The organism is uncultured Butyricimonas sp., assembly GCF_959596855.1.
Taxonomy (GTDB): domain Bacteria; phylum Bacteroidota; class Bacteroidia; order Bacteroidales; family Marinifilaceae; genus Butyricimonas; species Butyricimonas muris.
On sequence record NZ_CAUFYA010000016.1, the window covers coordinates 72399 to 91508 of the forward strand.

14 protein-coding genes are annotated in these 19110 nt (G+C 43.1%); 3 read left to right on the forward strand and 11 right to left on the reverse strand.

All coding sequences use genetic code 11. The features are described 5' to 3' along the window. Positions 1-90: 90 nt before the first annotated feature. From Q5866_RS09125 to Q5866_RS09150, 6 genes are all read right to left on the reverse strand, one after another. On the reverse strand, positions 91-1269 hold the full coding sequence (locus Q5866_RS09125) for a thioredoxin fold domain-containing protein (protein ID WP_292270300.1): 1179 nt from the start codon (positions 1267-1269) through the stop codon (positions 91-93). 11 nt (positions 1270-1280) lie between these two features. Beyond that, complete coding sequence (locus tag Q5866_RS09130) at positions 1281-2741, reverse strand: RagB/SusD family nutrient uptake outer membrane protein (RefSeq protein ID WP_303179895.1); 1461 nt, start codon at positions 2739-2741, stop codon at positions 1281-1283. Between the two features lie 11 nt (positions 2742-2752). After that, entirely contained in the window at positions 2753-6058 is a 3306-nt protein-coding gene (locus tag Q5866_RS09135) for a TonB-dependent receptor (protein ID WP_303179896.1), read from the reverse strand. A gap of 172 nt (positions 6059-6230) precedes the next feature. Next, complete coding sequence (locus Q5866_RS09140; protein WP_303179897.1) at positions 6231-7388, reverse strand: FecR domain-containing protein; 1158 nt, start codon at positions 7386-7388, stop codon at positions 6231-6233. Positions 7389-7556: 168 nt separating this feature from the next. Next, the gene (locus Q5866_RS09145) at positions 7557-8117 is read right to left on the reverse strand and encodes an RNA polymerase sigma-70 factor (protein ID WP_303179898.1); all 561 of its coding nucleotides are present in this window, start codon (positions 8115-8117) and stop codon (positions 7557-7559) included. 103 nt (positions 8118-8220) lie between these two features. Continuing rightward, a complete protein-coding gene (locus tag Q5866_RS09150; protein WP_303179899.1) occupies positions 8221-9108 on the reverse strand; it encodes a GNAT family N-acetyltransferase in 888 nt (295 codons plus the stop codon). A 317-nt stretch (positions 9109-9425) separates the two neighbouring features. Here Q5866_RS09150 and queC point away from each other — a divergent pair, with 317 nt between their 5' ends. The 3 genes from queC (at position 9426) to Q5866_RS09165 (ending at position 11545) form a co-directional block, all read left to right on the forward strand. Further along, positions 9426-10103: a 7-cyano-7-deazaguanine synthase QueC gene (queC, locus tag Q5866_RS09155; RefSeq protein ID WP_303179900.1), complete on the forward strand. Its 678-nt coding sequence runs from the start codon at positions 9426-9428 to the stop codon at positions 10101-10103. Between the two features lie 87 nt (positions 10104-10190). After that, positions 10191-10730, forward strand: coding sequence for a 6-carboxytetrahydropterin synthase (locus Q5866_RS09160; RefSeq protein ID WP_303179901.1), 540 nt, complete (start codon positions 10191-10193; stop codon positions 10728-10730). Next, the gene (locus tag Q5866_RS09165) at positions 10706-11545 is read left to right on the forward strand and encodes a 7-carboxy-7-deazaguanine synthase QueE (protein ID WP_303179902.1); all 840 of its coding nucleotides are present in this window, start codon (positions 10706-10708) and stop codon (positions 11543-11545) included. The genes Q5866_RS09160 and Q5866_RS09165 overlap by 25 nt, the downstream gene beginning before the upstream one ends. A gap of 301 nt (positions 11546-11846) precedes the next feature. On the opposite strand, the gene Q5866_RS09170 is transcribed toward Q5866_RS09165, so the two are convergent. The 5 genes from Q5866_RS09170 to Q5866_RS09190 all read right to left on the reverse strand — a co-directional run. Continuing rightward, on the reverse strand, positions 11847-12350 hold the full coding sequence (locus tag Q5866_RS09170) for a hypothetical protein (protein ID WP_303179903.1): 504 nt from the start codon (positions 12348-12350) through the stop codon (positions 11847-11849). 101 nt (positions 12351-12451) lie between these two features. Continuing rightward, on the reverse strand, positions 12452-13864 hold the full coding sequence (locus tag Q5866_RS09175) for a hypothetical protein (RefSeq protein ID WP_303179904.1): 1413 nt from the start codon (positions 13862-13864) through the stop codon (positions 12452-12454). Between the two features lie 30 nt (positions 13865-13894). Beyond that, entirely contained in the window at positions 13895-14683 is a 789-nt protein-coding gene (locus Q5866_RS09180; protein WP_303179905.1) for a DUF4843 domain-containing protein, read from the reverse strand. 12 nt (positions 14684-14695) lie between these two features. Further along, positions 14696-16114: a RagB/SusD family nutrient uptake outer membrane protein gene (locus Q5866_RS09185; RefSeq protein ID WP_303179906.1), complete on the reverse strand. Its 1419-nt coding sequence runs from the start codon at positions 16112-16114 to the stop codon at positions 14696-14698. Positions 16115-16125: 11 nt separating this feature from the next. Next, the coding region (locus Q5866_RS09190) for a SusC/RagA family TonB-linked outer membrane protein (protein ID WP_303179907.1) at positions 16126-19110 on the reverse strand (2985 nt) is incomplete at its 5' end.

The following is a 19110-nucleotide window of genomic DNA, read 5'->3' on the forward strand; positions in this document are numbered from 1 at the left end:
AAGTTATCTATATTCTTTCAAAATAAAGAAGCGGAACCATGACAGGATTCCGCTTCTTACACACAATTAAAACAATCACACACTAAAATATCATTTTTTCTTCCGTGTCGGTTTCTGTGCCAGATTCTTCGGACGCATGCTGTATTCTTTGGCTCCGACTTCCGGTTTATCCATAATAGACGCGGGAAAAACCTTTTCAGCTCCCGGGGTCTTACGAATCAGACGTTCCAGCAATGCCGCGTACTCTTGATGGATGTACGGATCCTGTCGGTTGTCGCTATTATAAGCGATATACTGCAAATAAGAGGCACACCTGCTCAACCACTCCACCGGGGTTTCCGGGTCCCAATAACTGCCGCGCACGGTAAACCGGAACTGTTCGATAAAATCCTGCTGGTTAATAGAGGTATCCGCCATAGCACGCCGAATCAACACATCAGCCTTATCATACTCTTTATTTCTTACCAAAGCATTGATTTGTACCAGATACTTGTTCAAATCTTTACCCTTAAATTCCGGCAACCGATTTAATTCCTCCAAAGAAGCATTCCGGGTTTCCATGTACAACTTGTTGTCTACTATATCCTTTCCCAACACGCTCACGAACTTGTCATACCCCTGTACAACTTCTTGAAAATAAGGATTATTCACCCCCGTGATATTGGCTTTAAATATCTTCCAAACGTCCGGTTCCGTCAACTTCGCCCCCTTCTTCATCAGCATATCAAATGCTTTCTGCACGTTCTCCCGTTCATAGACAGAAGCATTGTAATTGATATAATTCTTTAGAAATTCCCGGTCATCACGTCCTTTAGCAAATTCCTCCGTCAAATAACCGGAACGCAATTCCGGTACCAAAGCACTTTTTCCCGTGGCAAGAAATTGCTCGGCAGACTGACGGGATTTACTCCGGTGTACCACCTCCTCGCTTGCCGGATCAACAAACACGTAAGTCGGGTAAGAATTAACGCCATAGCGTTTGGCAAGTTCCACTCCCTCCCCGTTCTCGGCATCAATCTTCATGTTCACGAACTTCGTGTTATAAAAATCCCCGATAAAGGGGAGAGTGAACACACTCTCCGCCATATTTAAACAAGGACCACACCATTGAGTGTAGAAATCCACGAATATCAATTTGTTCTCCGCTTTAGCTTTCTCTATTCCCTCTTTCCATGTTCCATGATAAAACTGAATACCATAGTTCGGTTCCGTTTGGGCAGAGACATTCATACTTAATAAAAGAAGTACTATATACACGATATGTTTCATAATCTTTATTTTTAATATCCGGGATTTTGTTCACAAATAGAATTTGCATTAATCTCTCCGGTAGGGATATTATAAATCTTTCTGGTTTCCAACTTTTGCATGAAAGCCTCCACGAAACTAGCTGTATTATTTTCCTCGTCTTTCTCTTGTTCATCTTCCAACTGCTCAGCCAAACTTTGATTCATTTCCAACAAACGATCAAAACGTTGCACGGCAAACCATTCATGCCAATTCTCGAAAGCCATTTCGATCCACCACTCTTTGAATATTTCATCCATTAACTCGTCACGAGTTGCCGGCTCTGTTAAATTCGTACTTCCCACACGCCCGCGTAATTCTTTGATCGGAGCCCAAGCATCAGCAATAGAACTATTACTACGAGCCAATGCCTCTGCCTTAATCAAGTACAATTCAGCTGTACGCAAGAATATTACCGGCACACCATCATTCGGACGATAAATCTTTTTTACCGTATTTACATTGTAGGTCGCTCCGTTATAAGTAACATTTTTATTTTCAGTAACCAATGTTTTCCGAGGATCCCCTTCAATCAAATTCATATAACTTTCGGTCGGTCCCCACAACCCGGAAGCCCCGGAAGCCTTCTCCATAAGATAAGATACATCGGATGCCTCATCCGTGCTAAATGCCCGGCAGAAAATAACTTCTTTCGACGTTTCCGTATTCGTGAACACATTAGAATAACTTGGGTCTAAAGGATTCACCGACGTGATAGCTTCATCGGCAGCAACGGCCGCTTCACTATATTTCCCTTGGTAAAACAGCACAACCGCTTTCAGCGCTTTTGCCGCCTGTACGGATGCCCGAGTGGAAGTCGTGTATGCGGGAGCTTGAGCCAAAGCTATTTCCAAATGATTAAAAATTTCCTCGTAACTTTTAGCTACCGTGGTACGTGCCTTCACAGCATTGGCAACCGATGGTATTTCATCCCGAACAAGTACCCCGTAATTACTGCTTTCATCCCAATATTCGCCAAATTGACGCAATAACCTGAAATAAGCCAGAGCCACGAGAAAATGACACTCTCCGACAATCTCCTCTTTTCTTCCCTTTTCAAATTCACTATCATTAATCCCCTCCAATGATGTCAACAAATAATTGACATTCTTGATTATATTATAATCATCACTCCACTCTCCATCCCCGAAAGAACTATAAGACAAAGTATTCAAATATCTCTCGGAATAATAGATAGCATTCCCCGAGGTAACAAAATCTTGCCGTAACATAGCCCCGGACATAAAACTACCACTTAACGCGGCAAACAAATAATTCGTGCTAGTGGACGGCAAATAGGAATACGCGCCGTTTAAAGCTAATTCTGCCATTTTCGGCGAGGTTATCGCGTTCTCCAGATCCAACTCGTACATCGGATCTTGTTCCAACACGTCTACCAATTGACAATTGGTAAAACCTATTATAATCGAAAATACAATCAGTATTTTTTTCATACTCACAATTTTTAGAAATTAAGTTTAACACCAAAAGAGAATGTACGTGAAGACGGATAATTCCAATTCTCGTAGTTCGCACCATAATTCGAACTTGCCGAACCTATCGTACTAGGGTCTTGTCCCGGGTATTTCGTGATCACGAAAAGATTACTTGCCGTGAAATAAAGCTCTCCTGAATTTAAATATTTACCTCCCCATAACTTCGGAATATCGTAAGATAAACGAAGTTCTTGCAAACGGAGATTGGAAGTGCTAAACAACGATAAAGACGTATTGGGTGCAACAGCATCACCTATATACATGGCCGGCAATTTTGCATTCCGATTCTCATCGCTCCAACGATTATGCAAATTGTAATCAACCAATCCGGTCAATTGATTCGGCAAATTCTGTAACGTCTTATTATACAACTTCTCTCCCCCTATTTGGAAACCGAAATGCATGTATAAACTCAGTCGCTTGTAAGCCAGAGTCGAAGTTATACCCCCAATCAAATCTGCCTCCGGAGAACCTATAATCATACGATCTTTATTATCAATATAACCGTTTCCATCCACATCCCGAAGTAACAAATGCCCCGGACGTAAACCGGATCCATTATAGTAAGCCGTGCTACCTTTAGCCTCTGTAGCTTTCGCGTTCAACCTATCTATAGTAGCTTGATTCTGGATAATCCCATCATATTGATAACCGAAGAATGACCCCATCGCGTGTCCTTCTGCCAATACTTGGTTTCCGGAACCTTGTACGGTTATACCCATTCCATTATCACTTCCTCCCTGCTCAACCAATTCTAATACCCTATTCCGATTATGAGAGGCATTCAAACCTAATTCCAAACTCCAATCTTTTTTCCCTCGCAATAAATTAGCACGAAGAGATATCTCGATACCCTGATTCCGCACGGAACCCACGTTTGTCGGTATCGGATCCACGGCCAAACTTGAAGGCGGAGTGTAAGTCCAAATCAAATCATCCGTATTCTTGCGATAATATGCGATACTACCGCTCACAAGAGAGCGCAAGATAGAGAAATCAATACCCAAATCATATTGCATCGTGGTTTCCCATTTAATATCATGATTTCCCAACTGGCTATGATATATAGAAGGATTATTCAAATAATCTCCGGTAGAATACAAATCTTTATTCGCGTAACTTCCCCGGTCAAAATTCTGGACGCCCGTTTTACCGACACTAAATTTAATTTTCAAATCATCCAAGAACTTCAGTCCCCTCATAAAACTCTCGTCACTGATACGCCACGCGATAGCTCCCGACGGGAAGAACCCGTAACGATTATTCGTTCCGAAGGAAGAAGAACCGTCATAACGTGCAGTAAACGTGAACAAATACTTATCCAGCAAACGATAATTGATACGGGCAAAAGAAGACTGTAATCCATACACGGTACCACCTCCACTTTTACTTACAATCTCACTGGCATTCGTGATACCCGTCAAAATCTCATCCATCGGGTAATTTTTAGCTCTCACCCCGAAACTACGTGTTTTAGTACGTTCAAATGAAATACCGACCACGGCATCCAAAGCATGAGCATCATTAATACGCCCGTTCCAAGATAATGTGTTATCAAATACCGTGGTAAACGAACGACTCGTCGATTCCGAACCGGCACCTTTCTCATCTGCGGTCAAATAGGTCGGCGTGTAACTTTCCGAATAAGACATATTCTGGTTTATAGACAAGGAAGTCTTCAATTTCAAGCCCCTCCATATACTTAACTCCAAGAAAGAAGCGGATAAGATACTATAATTATCCTTATAACTTTTGGCATTATTCGATGCCACCGGGTTATAAGAAGTTCCTTCTTTATAATAAGACCCGTCCTCGTTATATATCGGAAAATCGGGACGGAATCCGACAGCCGTGTACAACGAAGTACCCGGAGAACTCACATCCGTGTATCCTAACGTGGTAGACGTTCCGAATTTCAAGAAATCGGTAATATCATAATCCAGATTGATACGTCCCGTGTAACGGGTAAAATCATCGTGCTCGACCATCCCTTGATAATCCAATACCCCTAAAGAAATATAGTAATTTGAACGTTCTCCCCCGCCTCGAACGGATAAATTCAAATCATGACGATGAGAAGGACGTTTCAATTCTTTGTACCAATCCGTGTTTCCATCTTTCAATACAGTACTTCCCTCGGCAAGTATATTCTTTGCAGTCGTGTTGGAAGCATCCACTTTTAACGTTTGCTCGGCAATATAGCGCACGAATTCACGAAATTCATCCCCGTTTAACGTGGAAAAATTATTGATCCTCGAATCTACACTAAAAGCATAACTCACATTCAAATCCGGCTTACCGCTTTTACCTCGTTTGGTTGTCACGATAACCACTCCGTTAGCCCCCCGTGAACCGTAAATAGCAGCGGCAGAAGCATCTTTCAACACATCCATCGATTGAATATCCTGCGGAGAAATAGCACTCATCACGTCGGAAGTTACGGGTATACCATCTACCACGTACAACGGTTCATTCTCCCCCGTCAAAGAAGCCTCTCCGCGTACCCTTACCCGAATTTTTTCATTCGGATTAGAAGATGCCAAGGAAACAACTACTCCGGCTGCCGCATTCTGCAACATCGTTTCAACATTCGTCGCATTTTTCTTACTCAATTGTTCCTCGTTCAAAGAAGCCACTTGTCCTGTCAAATCCTTAGAAGCCGTAACTCCATACCCGACAACAACCACTTCGTTCATGCCGACAGCCTCTTCTTCCATCACAATCTTCAAAGGCGCAGGATTAGACATCCCGTTCACTTTCACGATTTGCTTCTTCATTCCCACGAAAGAGAACTCTAGTTCCACGTTCTGCGCTTGGGGAACCGTCAATTTAAACTTTCCGTCCATGTCGGTAGCGACTCCCAAGCTCGTTCCCTTTACAACTACTGTCGCCCCGATAACCGGAAGAGAATCCCTGCCGTCTACGACCACCCCCTCGATCGTGATCTCCTTCTTTTCCTGTTGAGCGGGTTCTGGAACGGCCTCGTGTATCACGATAATATCTCCCTCGAATTTGTAAGTCAAACCGGTATCAGCCAATATCCTGTTCAACACACTCTCCACCGTTTCCTGTCTGGCTTTCACCGTGAAATGCCCTAAATTCCGGGTCAACTCCACGTTATACACGAAAGACAAATTAGTCTGTTTTTGTATCTCTCCGCACACCGTCCGGATCGACACATCCTTCAAATTCAAATCCACCCTCTCCTGTTGTGCATTCGTGTTCGCAACGAGGGTAAACGAAAACACGCACATCAATAATACTGTCAATCTCATAATCAATCCAGTTTTTTGTCCCCCATCTCGTGAAAAAAAGGACATAATTGATTTTTTTTTCATAACTTTGAGCATTATAAATTTTACTTTATTGATAAGAGATGCTCCAACATCGACTTATCAGGGTTATTAAACACGTACCGGCAAGTGCTCCAACACCTGCCGGTGTTTTTTATTTAGAAATACTAATTGTTCTGTCCTGTACCGAGAACGTGACTCCAATCGCGCTCTCGATAGCTTTCAAAATATTATCTATCTTCTCGTACCGTTTCACGTGACCTGTAAAATGCAATTTCTTCAATTGCTCATTCGCGTAAATAACATCAACATCGTACCACAAGGAAAGCGTATTCATGATCTGCTCCATACTCAGGTTCTCGAACACGAAGAAACCGTTTTTCCACGCGATATAAGGCTCTATATCTACCGTCCTCACGTCAATAGATGCATCTGTCCGACGAAACTCGCCCAACTGCGAAGGCTTCATCCGGTATTCCTGCCCGCCATTCTCCGCCTTCAACCCGATCGCACCCTCCACGAGAACCGTTCGCACGCGCTCCTTGTCATGCGTATTCACGTTAAACGAAGTACCGTATACCCGAATCCGGACTCCGTCCGCGATCACGTAGAAAGGACATTCCGAATCCTTCGCCACTTCAAAAAACGCCTCCCCCGACAAATACACCTCTCTCTTCTCCGAATCAAACGTTACAGGGAATTTCAGTTGAGTCGCGGAATTCAACTGTACAGTCGAACCGTCCGACAATGTAATTTTATACTCGCCTCCCCGGGGAGTCCGAAGCGTGTTATATTGCAAATTCCCCATCCCTTTTCCCCTGCCGGAATACACGATACCGTTACCGGAATTTGTCACGTTCACTCCATCACCGACCGTAATATCACGTGCCGTATCATGTTGTAACAATACTGATTTCCCGTCAGCCAGAATCAACATGGCCTTTGCTTCTCCCGGTAATATATCTGCCACGGTCACGACCTCGGGAGTTTCCTGCCGATTCGTTCTCAACATAACAAAGATCACGCCTAGCGGAAGAAGTAATATAGCGGCATACTTCAGGCACAAGCGAAATATTCTTCTCTTTATACCTACCCGTTTCTCGAAACGCCCGTATGCGGCTTTATGATCCACCTTCTTATGCATTTTATACCTGTATACAATATCTTTTCCGGCACGAACTTTATCAAACATTCGCTTGTTTTCAGGTGCGGCATCCAACCACTCCTGTAACTCCCGCATCTCCTCGTCCGTTATTACCCCGGACAAATAAAGATGCATCAGTTCAACCATTCTAAATTTACAATCATCCATTCCTTTTATTCTTTTCTACACTTAAAACAACAAGGCACTTAAAAAGAGGTACAAAAAAAATGATTTTTTTTACAGGAACGCCCTTAACAAATAACAAAAAACACCTTATTTGCCTAATTATCAAATCACAATATTAGCAAAAACCTTGGAAAATTAATACCGAAAAATTCAAATCATCCCCAAAGAAAGTAACAAAAAATACGCGGTCCCCAAACGTTCCCGAATAAACTGCATCGCCCGCTTTTTCTGGGTTTTCACGGTCAATACGGATAATTTCAAAAGAAGCGCAATCTCCTCGTTCCCTTTACCCTCCAAGTGCAACAAAAATATATTCCTGCATTTCTCCGGCAACTCGTCTATCGTGTCGAACAACAAGCGGTACAACTCCTCTTCCATAATCTTCAAGTCCGCATCATCCTCGTCCACTTCCCCGCCCAAAGAAGCCAGATACTTTTCCTCCACGCTTTTATGCTTCAAGTGATTCAAACTTGCGTTTCGCACCGAATTATAAAGAAAACTCCGAAAAGCATTATAGGTTGGATATCGCGTGTCTTTTTCCCACACGGAAACAAATACCTCCTGCACGATATCTTCCGCCACATCTTGTTGTCCCACGTAATTCATAGAAAACTCTACCAGTGTACTATAAAATACACGGAACAATTCCTTGAAAGCCTCCGCCTCCTTGGTATTTATCTGTTGCAAGAATCGTTCTCTTCTATTCTGCATGTATATAACATTTACGAGTTATAACCATACACCCGTTATGCCCATTCCTATAATGTCCTTCACAAAATTATACCTTTTTATTAACAATGCAAATAAAAAAGAACTACTTCCCGATTTTCAATCGCATAAATACTAAATCCCACGGATCGTATCGTTTTCTGTGTATCCTTCTTGAACGAAGATATAGATGCCGGTAATAATCTTTTACAGTTTTCTCTCGCCTAAAACCCAAACATTTAAAATAAGGAACTTGCTCCCCGCTCACTGCTATTCTTAACCAATGAAAACGTTTACAATAACGTTCTAATAAAAAAGTTATTACCCAAACATCAAAACATTTCTTTCGATACTCCTCCAATATAGCAAAATTCATTATCCGGCACTCTTGATTCACGACAACAACCCCTATAGGCACCCCATCAAGTTCAAGTCCAAACATCTCGCAATCCTGCAAATAATGCCACCTCTTTTCCAACGAATAATTCCCGCACCTCAAAAACTCATCATATTGGTCCCTACTCGGGTCAATTTCCACCATCTTTAGCGCAGGATTCTCCATTCGCATATATAAAACCGGGCAAGGCTCGTCTTCTTCACCCGCTTCCATTCTCCTTTCAACCACAAACCCTCTTCTCTTATACATTTCCAACGCACGTGTATTTTGCTCAAGAACACACAATGTGTCCGCCCGAAATTCATTCAAAGCGATATCCAACAATTCTCTTCCATACCCCATGCTAAAATAATCCGGATGTACATACAACATATCAATATACCTACCAATTAAAGACACGAACCCAACGATATTCCCATTCTCCTTATCTATGCAAAAATAATGACAAGGACATGATAATGAATTTCTAACCATCGACAAATGACGTTCGATATCTTCTTCTGTATAAAAATCATGTGTCGCACGAACAGATGCCTCAAAAATCTCAAGCATTCGTTCAAACATTTCTTCTTCTGTCATTTCATTGAATTTTTTCATAACCTTCCGTATTAAATTACTACCAACGAGCCGCCTCTTGCCTAAAATGCATTATTACAAATTTACTAAATATTTACTAAATAGAAGAAGAAACAAACCTCTTTCCTAACAAAACATATTTTTCCAAATTTTATTCGCTATCTCTAAATAATTTATTAGCCTTACTTAAATAAAAAAACTTATCACCCAAACCCAACCTTTATCGGGGGAACGGATGGAATTTCTTTTGAAGAATTTCTCTCTTCCGACCCGTCCGAATTGTTCAATGTCTGAAATATATTTACCTTTGTCGTGTAAATTGACAAGAGAAGAAAATCATGAAGAAAGCGCTTGTTTTATTATCCGGGGGACTGGATTCGTCGACGGCTTTATATGTTGCGAAAGAGCAGGGATTTGATGAATTGTATGCCATTACTTTCGAGTACGGGCAAAAACATGACAAGGAGATTGAAGCCTCCAAAGCCGTGGCGAAAGCGGCAGGGGTAAAAGAACATAAATTCGTGCAATTAATGCTGAACCAGTGGGACGGTTGTTCCCTCACGGACGAGAAAATGGATATCGGCGACGGGAATATCAACCGTACAACCATTCCCAATACCTACGTCCCGGCACGTAACATGGTATTTCTTTCCGTGGCGGCATCTTACGCTGATGCCTTGGATATTGCCGATATCTTTATCGGCGTCAGCGAGGTGGATTACTCAGGGTACGTGGATTGTCGGGAAGAATTCATCCGTTCCATGGAACAAACCATCAATCTGGGAACAGTTCTCGGGGCAGAGAAAAAACAAAAAATCACCCTCCATGCGCCTTTCATGCACATAACCAAAGCCGATGAGGTTCGCTGGGGCACCCGTCTTGGAGTAGACTACGGTCTTACATGGACTTGCTACCGGGGCGGTGAAAAACCATGCGGCAAATGTGACAGTTGCCTTCTCCGTGCCAAAGCATTCGAGGAAGCAGGGATAAAAGACCCGCTTACAATTGAAAATTGAAAATGAAAAATTGAAAATAAGAGGAGGTGCCCGAAGGGCGGAGGAGTTCAATCTAAAATCTAAAATCATTAAATCTAAAATCATTACATGCTTATCAGAAAGTTATTCAAATTCGAGGGAGCGCACATTGTTCGGAACTGTTCATCACATCGGTGTCGGGAGAATATTCATGGGCATTCGTATATCGTGGAAGTATTTATCACGTCCGATAAGCTGGACAGAGGCTACATGGTAATGGACTTCGTGCTGCTCGACAAGGTAAAAGAACTCGTGGACAGTTTCGACCATACCTATTCACTGTGGCGGGAAGAATCCGAAGAACTGAAATCATTCGTGTACAAATACAACCGCCGGGTAGCGGAAATTCCCGTTTCGCCGTCAGCCGAAGGGTACGCTTTGCTTTTATTCTATTTGATAGACAAGATTCTCCAGAACACGGCACACGAGAATGGCGAGGGCAACGTGCAACTCTCTTCCGTTCGGGTACATGAAACGGCAACCGGATACGCCGAAGCATTCCGCAAGGACATGAAATTAGTCGATTTTGACATTCACGACATACGCTTCTCCGAGGCTATTCGGGAAGAGTGGAAAAATGATGCATGGTGGAAACAATTGATAAAATGAACCTGCATCTAGCCAAAGACGGAATATTCCCCGTCACGAGAGATAAAGCAGGTGAATTATTGAAAGAATTGCCTGCTTCGGGATTACTTGTACCCGGCACCATTCAAGGCGAGGGGAAATTAAACGGCATACCCTCTCTTTTCGTACGCTTGGCAGGTTGCAATCTTCATTGCACGTGGCGCACGCCCGCAGGTGGCACGTGTGAATGTGACACGGCTTACGCGGCGTATCGTGTCGAGAACGGATTCACTTTAGCGATAGAAGAAGCCGTACGCGTCATTGGTCATAACCGGGGAAACATCGACCATATCGTAATCACGGGCGGCGAACCATTCCTGCAAGCGGAAGCTGTCGGAGAGTTATGCCGTCAACTAAAGTCCGTGACTCCATTCCATATTACCGTGGAAACGAACGCCACGATTTTTGACGAAGCCTGTGCCCGTGAACTCGATTTCTTTAGCATGTCGCCCAAATTATCCGGCTCTGTCCCTCCTCCCCCTCACGCCGAACGACATAACACGATACGCCTAAACCCGGAAGCGATACAATCTTTTATCACTCACGCCCGAAAACACGGGAAAGACTTCCAACTTAAATTCGTTTACTCCAACGAGTCCGACATCACGGAAATCAAACAATTGCTTGCCCGGCTAAAAGACTGGAAAAAAGAAGATATACTGCTTATGCCCATGGGTGCCACCCCCGAAAAACTACGACTAACCATCCCCCAAACATTGGAACATTGCATCCGGAATGGCTGGCGTTACTGCGACCGATTACATATCTCTCTTTTCGGGAACAAACAAGGAGTTTGAAAATAACCATTTCCTATGGAGAACCCACTGTAATCCTACCCAAGTAATACCGTAATCATACCCCTCCTTCGTTCTTCCTCCGTTTATCCTGTGGAGATCCTATTATCTCCATTATAGAATCACTGGACTTAGAGCAGACCAGCACCGTCCCTATGTACTTATTACCCTAGGTCTTCGATAGGATTACATAGGATTCTCTATAGGAACACGTCTTGTAATCATAAATATCCGAATACAAGACACCCTTGAAAAAGCATTTAAAATAGTCTTTTTCAAGGGTGAGATTATAGATTTTTCTACTTTACTGAATATAACGAGCGTATTCTTGATCGTCCATTAAAGTTCCCAACTGATCTCTTTTTAATTCGCATTTATAAACCCACACTTGATCGAGTGCCATCTGTGAAGGATTTTCAATTTGTGGATTTATACCTAATATTTTACCATCGCAAGGAGCTCTAAGCTCCAAAATCCTATCTCCAGATTCTATCTCAGCTAATAAATCTCCTTTTACAAAAGTGTCATCTACTGTTTTTACTGGAGAAATAAATGATATTGCATCACCTATTGCAGAAATACTAAAATACGATTTTCCAACTTGTATATGGTTATTTCCATTTTTCAACCAATGATGATCCTTGGTATAACAATTTCCACCTTTGGAAAGTTGATTATAATAAGGCTGATCCACTGCTTGTACTGGGAGCGCAGGAACATCTCTTCTATTGGTGTCGATTTCGTTGCTTCCAGTAGAAACAAAAATAGTCAGAATCAATATCTGAACAAGCAATAACATTCTTTTCATGCACCTATTTTTTAATTAATATTAATACACAACATTTACACGTGCGTAGCAAAGTTAAGAATTGTATTTAATATTCAATGGCTATCACCCGAATATTTTTTCTACACTCGTTTTTTATAAATCACACGCAACGGTTTATCTGCTATGTTGGGATAAGTTTTAACCAAATTATAATCTTTAGCATCGTAAATGTAAAGACTCCCTTTTAAAGCGTAGGCCGAGTTTTCCTCGTACAAACCCACGTACAACAAATTTTCATCAGCACTCATCGATAAAGCAGTTATTTCCATTCCATCCGGCAGGACAACAATAGGTTCGGTCGGCAATTCCTTTGTCACATTCCAACAATACACGGCATTATCATAAGTATAAAATATACAACTCAAAGCACTGCATCCCACGCAAATAGATTCCCTGTCTATCTTAATCGCTTCGGGGGACGGATAGAACTTTACAGTACTTAAGGAACTGAATGTAGCATTTGTCAATGCCAGATAGACCTGTGTCGGCATTGTTTTCATGGTATTCACCATGTACAATTTAGAACCGACAAAACAAACAGCATGAACATCAAAAGCTATGAATCTCTCACCGGATTCATTAAACCCTCCACTTCGAGGGGAATACAAAACAGACTTCTCGTAATTGATAAACACGGGCTTCTCTCCCATACAAAAAGCATCCGCCTCCACGTCTTCAAAATAACGGGTTAGTATCAGTTCATCCACCACATAATCATACACGTAAGCACTCTTGTCATCAGAGTATATATACATATTATTTTGTGCCGATATCCCCGCAAAACCGCGCAAAGAACAAGTCGGATAAGTTCCCCGGAAAGAAGTCATGCTATTCACATCAAAAGTACGAACATCCATATTATAAACCCGTACCGTATTATCGGAAGAAACCAACAATCTTTCATTCACTTGTACCATATCGGTTACATCCTCCATTTCTATCCCGGGATTGATGGTTTCCATGATATCCGTTCGGAAGAACGGTTCCACTCCGGCATCAATTTCCTCTTTCGTGAGCGTTTTCATAAAAGATAACCGTCCTTTTCCCGCTTCATCACGACTTAAAACGGTTATTCCGTCCGAGAACTCTGTCTCCATCTGTAAATCGAAATATTTAAAGCGAATAGACTCCCCGTTCTCGACTTTCAAACTCAATCCGAATGTTCCTAATTCCCGAAAGGTATAACGAAGTTGCGGATCGTGCGAGATAACACGCAAAGAATCCCGAATCGGGTATTCCGCTATTTCATTCCCGTTCATTTTCAAATTACCATATCCCCACTCGTAAGACAAGGGCAACTCTTCGCCGGATTGTTCCACGTTCAAATGGTCGAGAATAAACTCTTCACCAAAGTAAGCAACCAATGTATCATGTTCCGCGGTTATTGTGATTTCCGACAATTCCTTATCCCCGACGGAAGTATGATCATGCAGACAACCATATATCCCGAACTGTAACAAAAGCCAGATACCTATACAAATTCTCGTTTTCATAAACACTTTTCCTCCTTGTAAACTCATTTCCTAACGAATAAAACGATCGGGATTAACCATGTCAAAACCGTCATACGTGTTTTCCGGATCACTGTAAAATTCGTAAGCAGGTTTAAACACGTACTTGATCCACACGATATTATTCGGTTGTTGAAAAAATCCAGCAGGTGCTTTCTCCAAGTATCTCCCGTATTCTTTCACGGTTTCGGCATAAAACACGGGTTTCAACTCTTCCAATTCCCAGTAACATTCCAGCATTTTCCGGTAAAGTTTATAATTACCATTAGCGTACACCCCCAAATACCCACTTGCCCACCATCCCGGAGCAACCAAAACCCCATCCACCACAGACAACCGATAACATTCATTCTCCATCGGCACGAAATTCTCGTCCTCCTGCAATCTCATATAAATCATCACGGGATGTTTCTGTATATCTTCCGTCCGTTTCAAACGGAGCGACAACATTCCCTCCACCTCTCCTTCGGGAAACACAATCTTCCCCATCTCATAATGCTTTCCCGCCTCCGCCGTGGTAGAGTCTGCAACAACTTCCACCTCACACTCTATCTCTTTCTCTATCGGCATCCCGATGAATTTCACCGGAATATCATAACGGTATTCCGACTCTTCCAGTGCCGCAAAACTAAATTCTATCGTATCCGGAACGACTTTCGACGCGTATCTATTGACATCCTTGTAAAAATAGATACTTCTTTTCTGTTCCGGATTATAGATTATGGTCTTATCACTGCAAGCCCATCCACAAACCAGCATTGACAATATCAACCAGATTACACGTTTATCTTTCATCATCATTGACTTTTGAAATTATTCGTCACGGTATTCAAATTCATCAACAGGTATCGGCAAGGTATATATTTTATCACTTCCCGCAATGACCGAATTTCTTTCATGCACGAAAATATCCTTGTTCCTCCGTTTCAAGCAATACCACCATATCCCCTCCCCGTAAAATTCCTTACGCCATTCGTTCATAATATCATCTATCGTTATATCCCGAACAAAATCACGGTCGGCAAACTTCACCAGTCCCCGGGCTGCCACCACGGAATCCAGATAAACCCTTGCTTCTTCGGTTTCCCCTTCCGCCAACAAAGCCTCCGCCATAATATAATACATCTCCGGAATCCGAATCATGCCGAATCCCAAATATCCGCCACCCGTGTATGGAGAAGCATCATTGTTTTCATCCATAATCTTGACACAAACTCCCTTCACTCCTCCTTCAAATTCTTTCGTCACAAACCATTTTTTAAGACGCAGATCATCCTCTTCATAAATACTTGCCCAATTTGACGGAAGTTTTAGCACGTTACTTTTCATTTGCTTATCATACAGGTAAGCACTTATATTCGTCGTGTAAAGTCCCCAAATAGTTTCCGACAAAGAAACCCGTCTTGTCATAAAAGTTCCTAGCGTGCTTTTAATGGCAAAAGTGAATTTACCGGATTGAATCACTTTATCGGCATACTTCTTCGCATTCTCCAAATCCCCCTTCATCCAATATACCCGTGCCAACATGGCTTGAGCCGCATAATAATTAAAATGCAATTCTCTGGCTCCCGTAAAACCGGACTCACTTCCTTTCCGTACAGTAGGCATCAAAGATTTATCTTCAACTAAACAAGCTTCAGCTTCTTTCAAATCAGCAATAATTTTATCATAAATCTCTTCAACGGAAGAGAAAGGTGTGACTTTAAAAGTATATTTCGTTACGTAAGGAATCGCTTCTTTCTTTGCATTTTCATCTGCTGAATTTAAATGCACTGCAAACAAACGTAATATATCAAAATGAATTGCTGCCCTCAATCCTAGGGCTTCCCCACGATATAATTTGTAATACGGAAAATCTTTTTCACTCTTACGCTCCAGATTTTCTATAATATTATTCAAATAACTAATTACAAGATAACTAACTTGCCACATATCCCGACATAAGTATTTAATCGAGGTATTATTGAATTCTAACCGTGAAAAATAAAACAAATGCTCATCACTTGTCGTGAAATTCTGCGCCAAAATCTCCGGAACCACTACCGACATCTTTCCTCCATACATATCCTCCTTTACCATAGACATATACACGCCATACAAAGCATCCTCCACTCCCTCCGGGGTACTAAACATATCCTCGTTCACCACCTCCGAATCGGGATTTATATTCAGGAAGTTCTCACAACCGAAGAACGGGAAGGACATACACAACAGTAACCATATCTTTCTCATACTTTCTTCATTTAAAAGGTTGTTCTCAACGTAAAATTAAACCCTCGCTGAAACGGGTATTCCGTTCCTCGTTCTTGTTTCACGGATGAAATCCGGGCAATGTCCGACATACCGAATCCCACGTTCATCCTTCTGATACCGACTTTCTTCAACCACTCCGCTTGCCACTCGTAATTCAGCATCACACTCGTGATTGCCAACAAATTATCCCGTTCCACGAAGCGTTCGGAATATCGTTTAACAACCGTTTCGTTTTCGGGAATCCCCAGAAAACGCACTAGATCACCCGGTCTTTTCCATCTCTCCGTGAAAGCCCGTCTATCCACGTTACCAAAAGGATCAATATTCTCCACTTTATTCGCTAACGTCGTGTTATACAGGTCACCGCCAAAACGATAAGCTGCCGACACATTCACCGAAAATCCCTTATACCCGAAACCGGTAAACAAACTCCCTTCCAACGTGGGATTCGTGTTCCCCACCTCTACCCGCTCTTCCGAATCATAAGTAAACGTGTATTTCCCGTTCTTCTTGATATACACCTCCTGCCCGGAAGCAGGATCAATCCCTGCCGAACGCATGGCATATATCCCGAATTGCGAACCACCCTCCACGAACATGGGTTGCGGTTTCACCCCGTAATAAGCAGCCAGATTCTGAGCCCGGAGCGCATCCGAAATCCGTGTCAATTTATCTATCACGCGTGAACCGTTCACAGTCACGAGCCACGACATATCTCTCGTTTTCAATATCTCGGCAGAAATCGAGAACTCGTAACCGGAATTTCGCAATTTACCCATGTTCACGTGTACCTCGGATACTCCCACGGACGAGGGCAAGGAAAGAGGCATAAGTACATCCTTCGTCCTCTCGATATAGTAACTCGCCGCCACGTTTATTCTTTCATTCCATAAAGCAGCCGTCAATCCCCAATTATACTTGTTCGTGATCTGCCACTTCATATCGGGATTTCCCATCGTAATCGGCACGGCACCAAGCCCACCGTAATGAAGCAAATCATTCCCGTACAAGTAAGTCGTCATGGCTTGGTACGGGGAGAACGTCACGTTAGCCGTGGAACCCACGCTAAAGCGCAAACGTAACACGTTCAACCAATCGAAATCCATAAAATCCTCCTCGTGTATATTCCACCCGATACCCGCCGACCACACCGGCGCAAAACGATGATTGCTCCCGAACTTCGAGGAACCCGACGTTTTGTATGAACCGTTCACGAAATAACGCCCCAACAAATCGAAACTGCCATTCACGAAGAATCCGACTTCCGCCGATTCCTGCTCACCACCTGTCGGCTTGGTGTTCATGTACTGCGCGGCAAACTTCAAATCGGTCATTTTATCTTTCAGAAAGCCCTCCGCTTTCAACTGCGAAGCGGACGATTTATATTTCCCGATATCTGTTCCCGCACTCAAAGAAACCACAGTCGTTCCCGCCTCGTTCAATACCAAACGATAGTTCAGCGCCATCTTGGCACTCCAATCCGTACTCTCGCCATGGGTTTCCGTGTAAGTTCCTTTCTTGTTGGCAAGCACCTCGGAATCGAAGCGGGAATCCTCCGGTGAAACATACACTTTATTCCGGCTATCCCGTTGACTCACGCTCAAATCACCAGAAACGAACAAAGACTTAAGCACATCCCAACGCACAGATAAATAATTCGTTATATTCTTGCCCCGGTTCTTCGAGAAACTGGATAGCGAAGCGTTGTACAACGGGTTCTGTTGAACGTTTCCCTTCTCGCCGAGCGGGTAAAAATCGTACTTCCGGATATATTTACCGGACTCGTCATACACCGGATTGTAAGGATTCATCAAAGTATATTGCGCGAAACTCCCGTAAGGACTATTCTTACTGTCGGTCATCGTGTAAGCGAAACGATAGGTAATCAATAACTTCTTACGCAAGCGATATCCCAACGAGAAGTTGACACCGTAATTCTTTCGGAAATCACCTTTCATCACGCCATACATATCGGTAAAGCGACCGGCAACCTTGTACTCGATATTCCCGCCCCGTCCGGTAAGGGATGCCGAATGCCCGTGAGTAAAAGCTGTACGCAACGGTTTGGAAGCCCAATCCGTATCGACACCCCGACGCACGTTTTCAAGTTTATAAGCATAAGACGGGTAAAGGCTCCCGTCCGCCTTGTCATAAAGTCCTGCCAAACGCTCCAACTCGAGTTTCTGTTCCGCGTTGCAAAGACGCAAGGAATTTAAATCGGGAAAACTAAAGATAGGGGTAAAATTATAGCTGAGCCTCGGTCGATTTCCTTTCACCCGTGTACGCTCGATCAGAATCACCCCGTTAGCAGCTTTCTCGCCGTATAGCACGGCGGCAGAAGCATCTTTCAAAATATCCACCCGTTCCACGTCATAAATATCCAAATCATACAACTCTTCAATCGTTATCTTTACCCCGTCCAGAATAATCAAAGGCGTGTTCACTCCCGACTGATCATTCAACACTAACGAACTAGCACCCCGAATCAGTATCTCGGGAACGGCATTCGGGTTAGACCCTTGTTCATTATTCTCGATAACCCGCAATCCCGGAACCAACGTTGCCAGCGCTTGAATGATATTGTTCGGGGAAACCCGTAACAAGTCTTCACCTCTCAACGTGGTGATCTCTCCGGTAAAAGCATTCTTCGGCAAGGTGTAATACGCCGTAACAATCACATCGTCCAATTCTTTCGTATCTTTAGACAACACCACTTTAAGCACGCGGGTTTTCGGTACCCGCATCTCCAGAGTCTTCATCCCGACATACTTGAATTCGAGTATGACATCATCTTTATCCGGCACGTCCAGTTTAAACTTTCCATCCTTGTCCGTGACACATCCCCATGAGGTTCCTTTCACCACAACCGTGACTCCCGGTAACGGCTCGCCCTCCTCTCCTTTCACCTCTCCGGTAACTACAACTTTCCCCGAACGTGTATCACCGAATCCCGGAAAACGGAACAGACACACGCA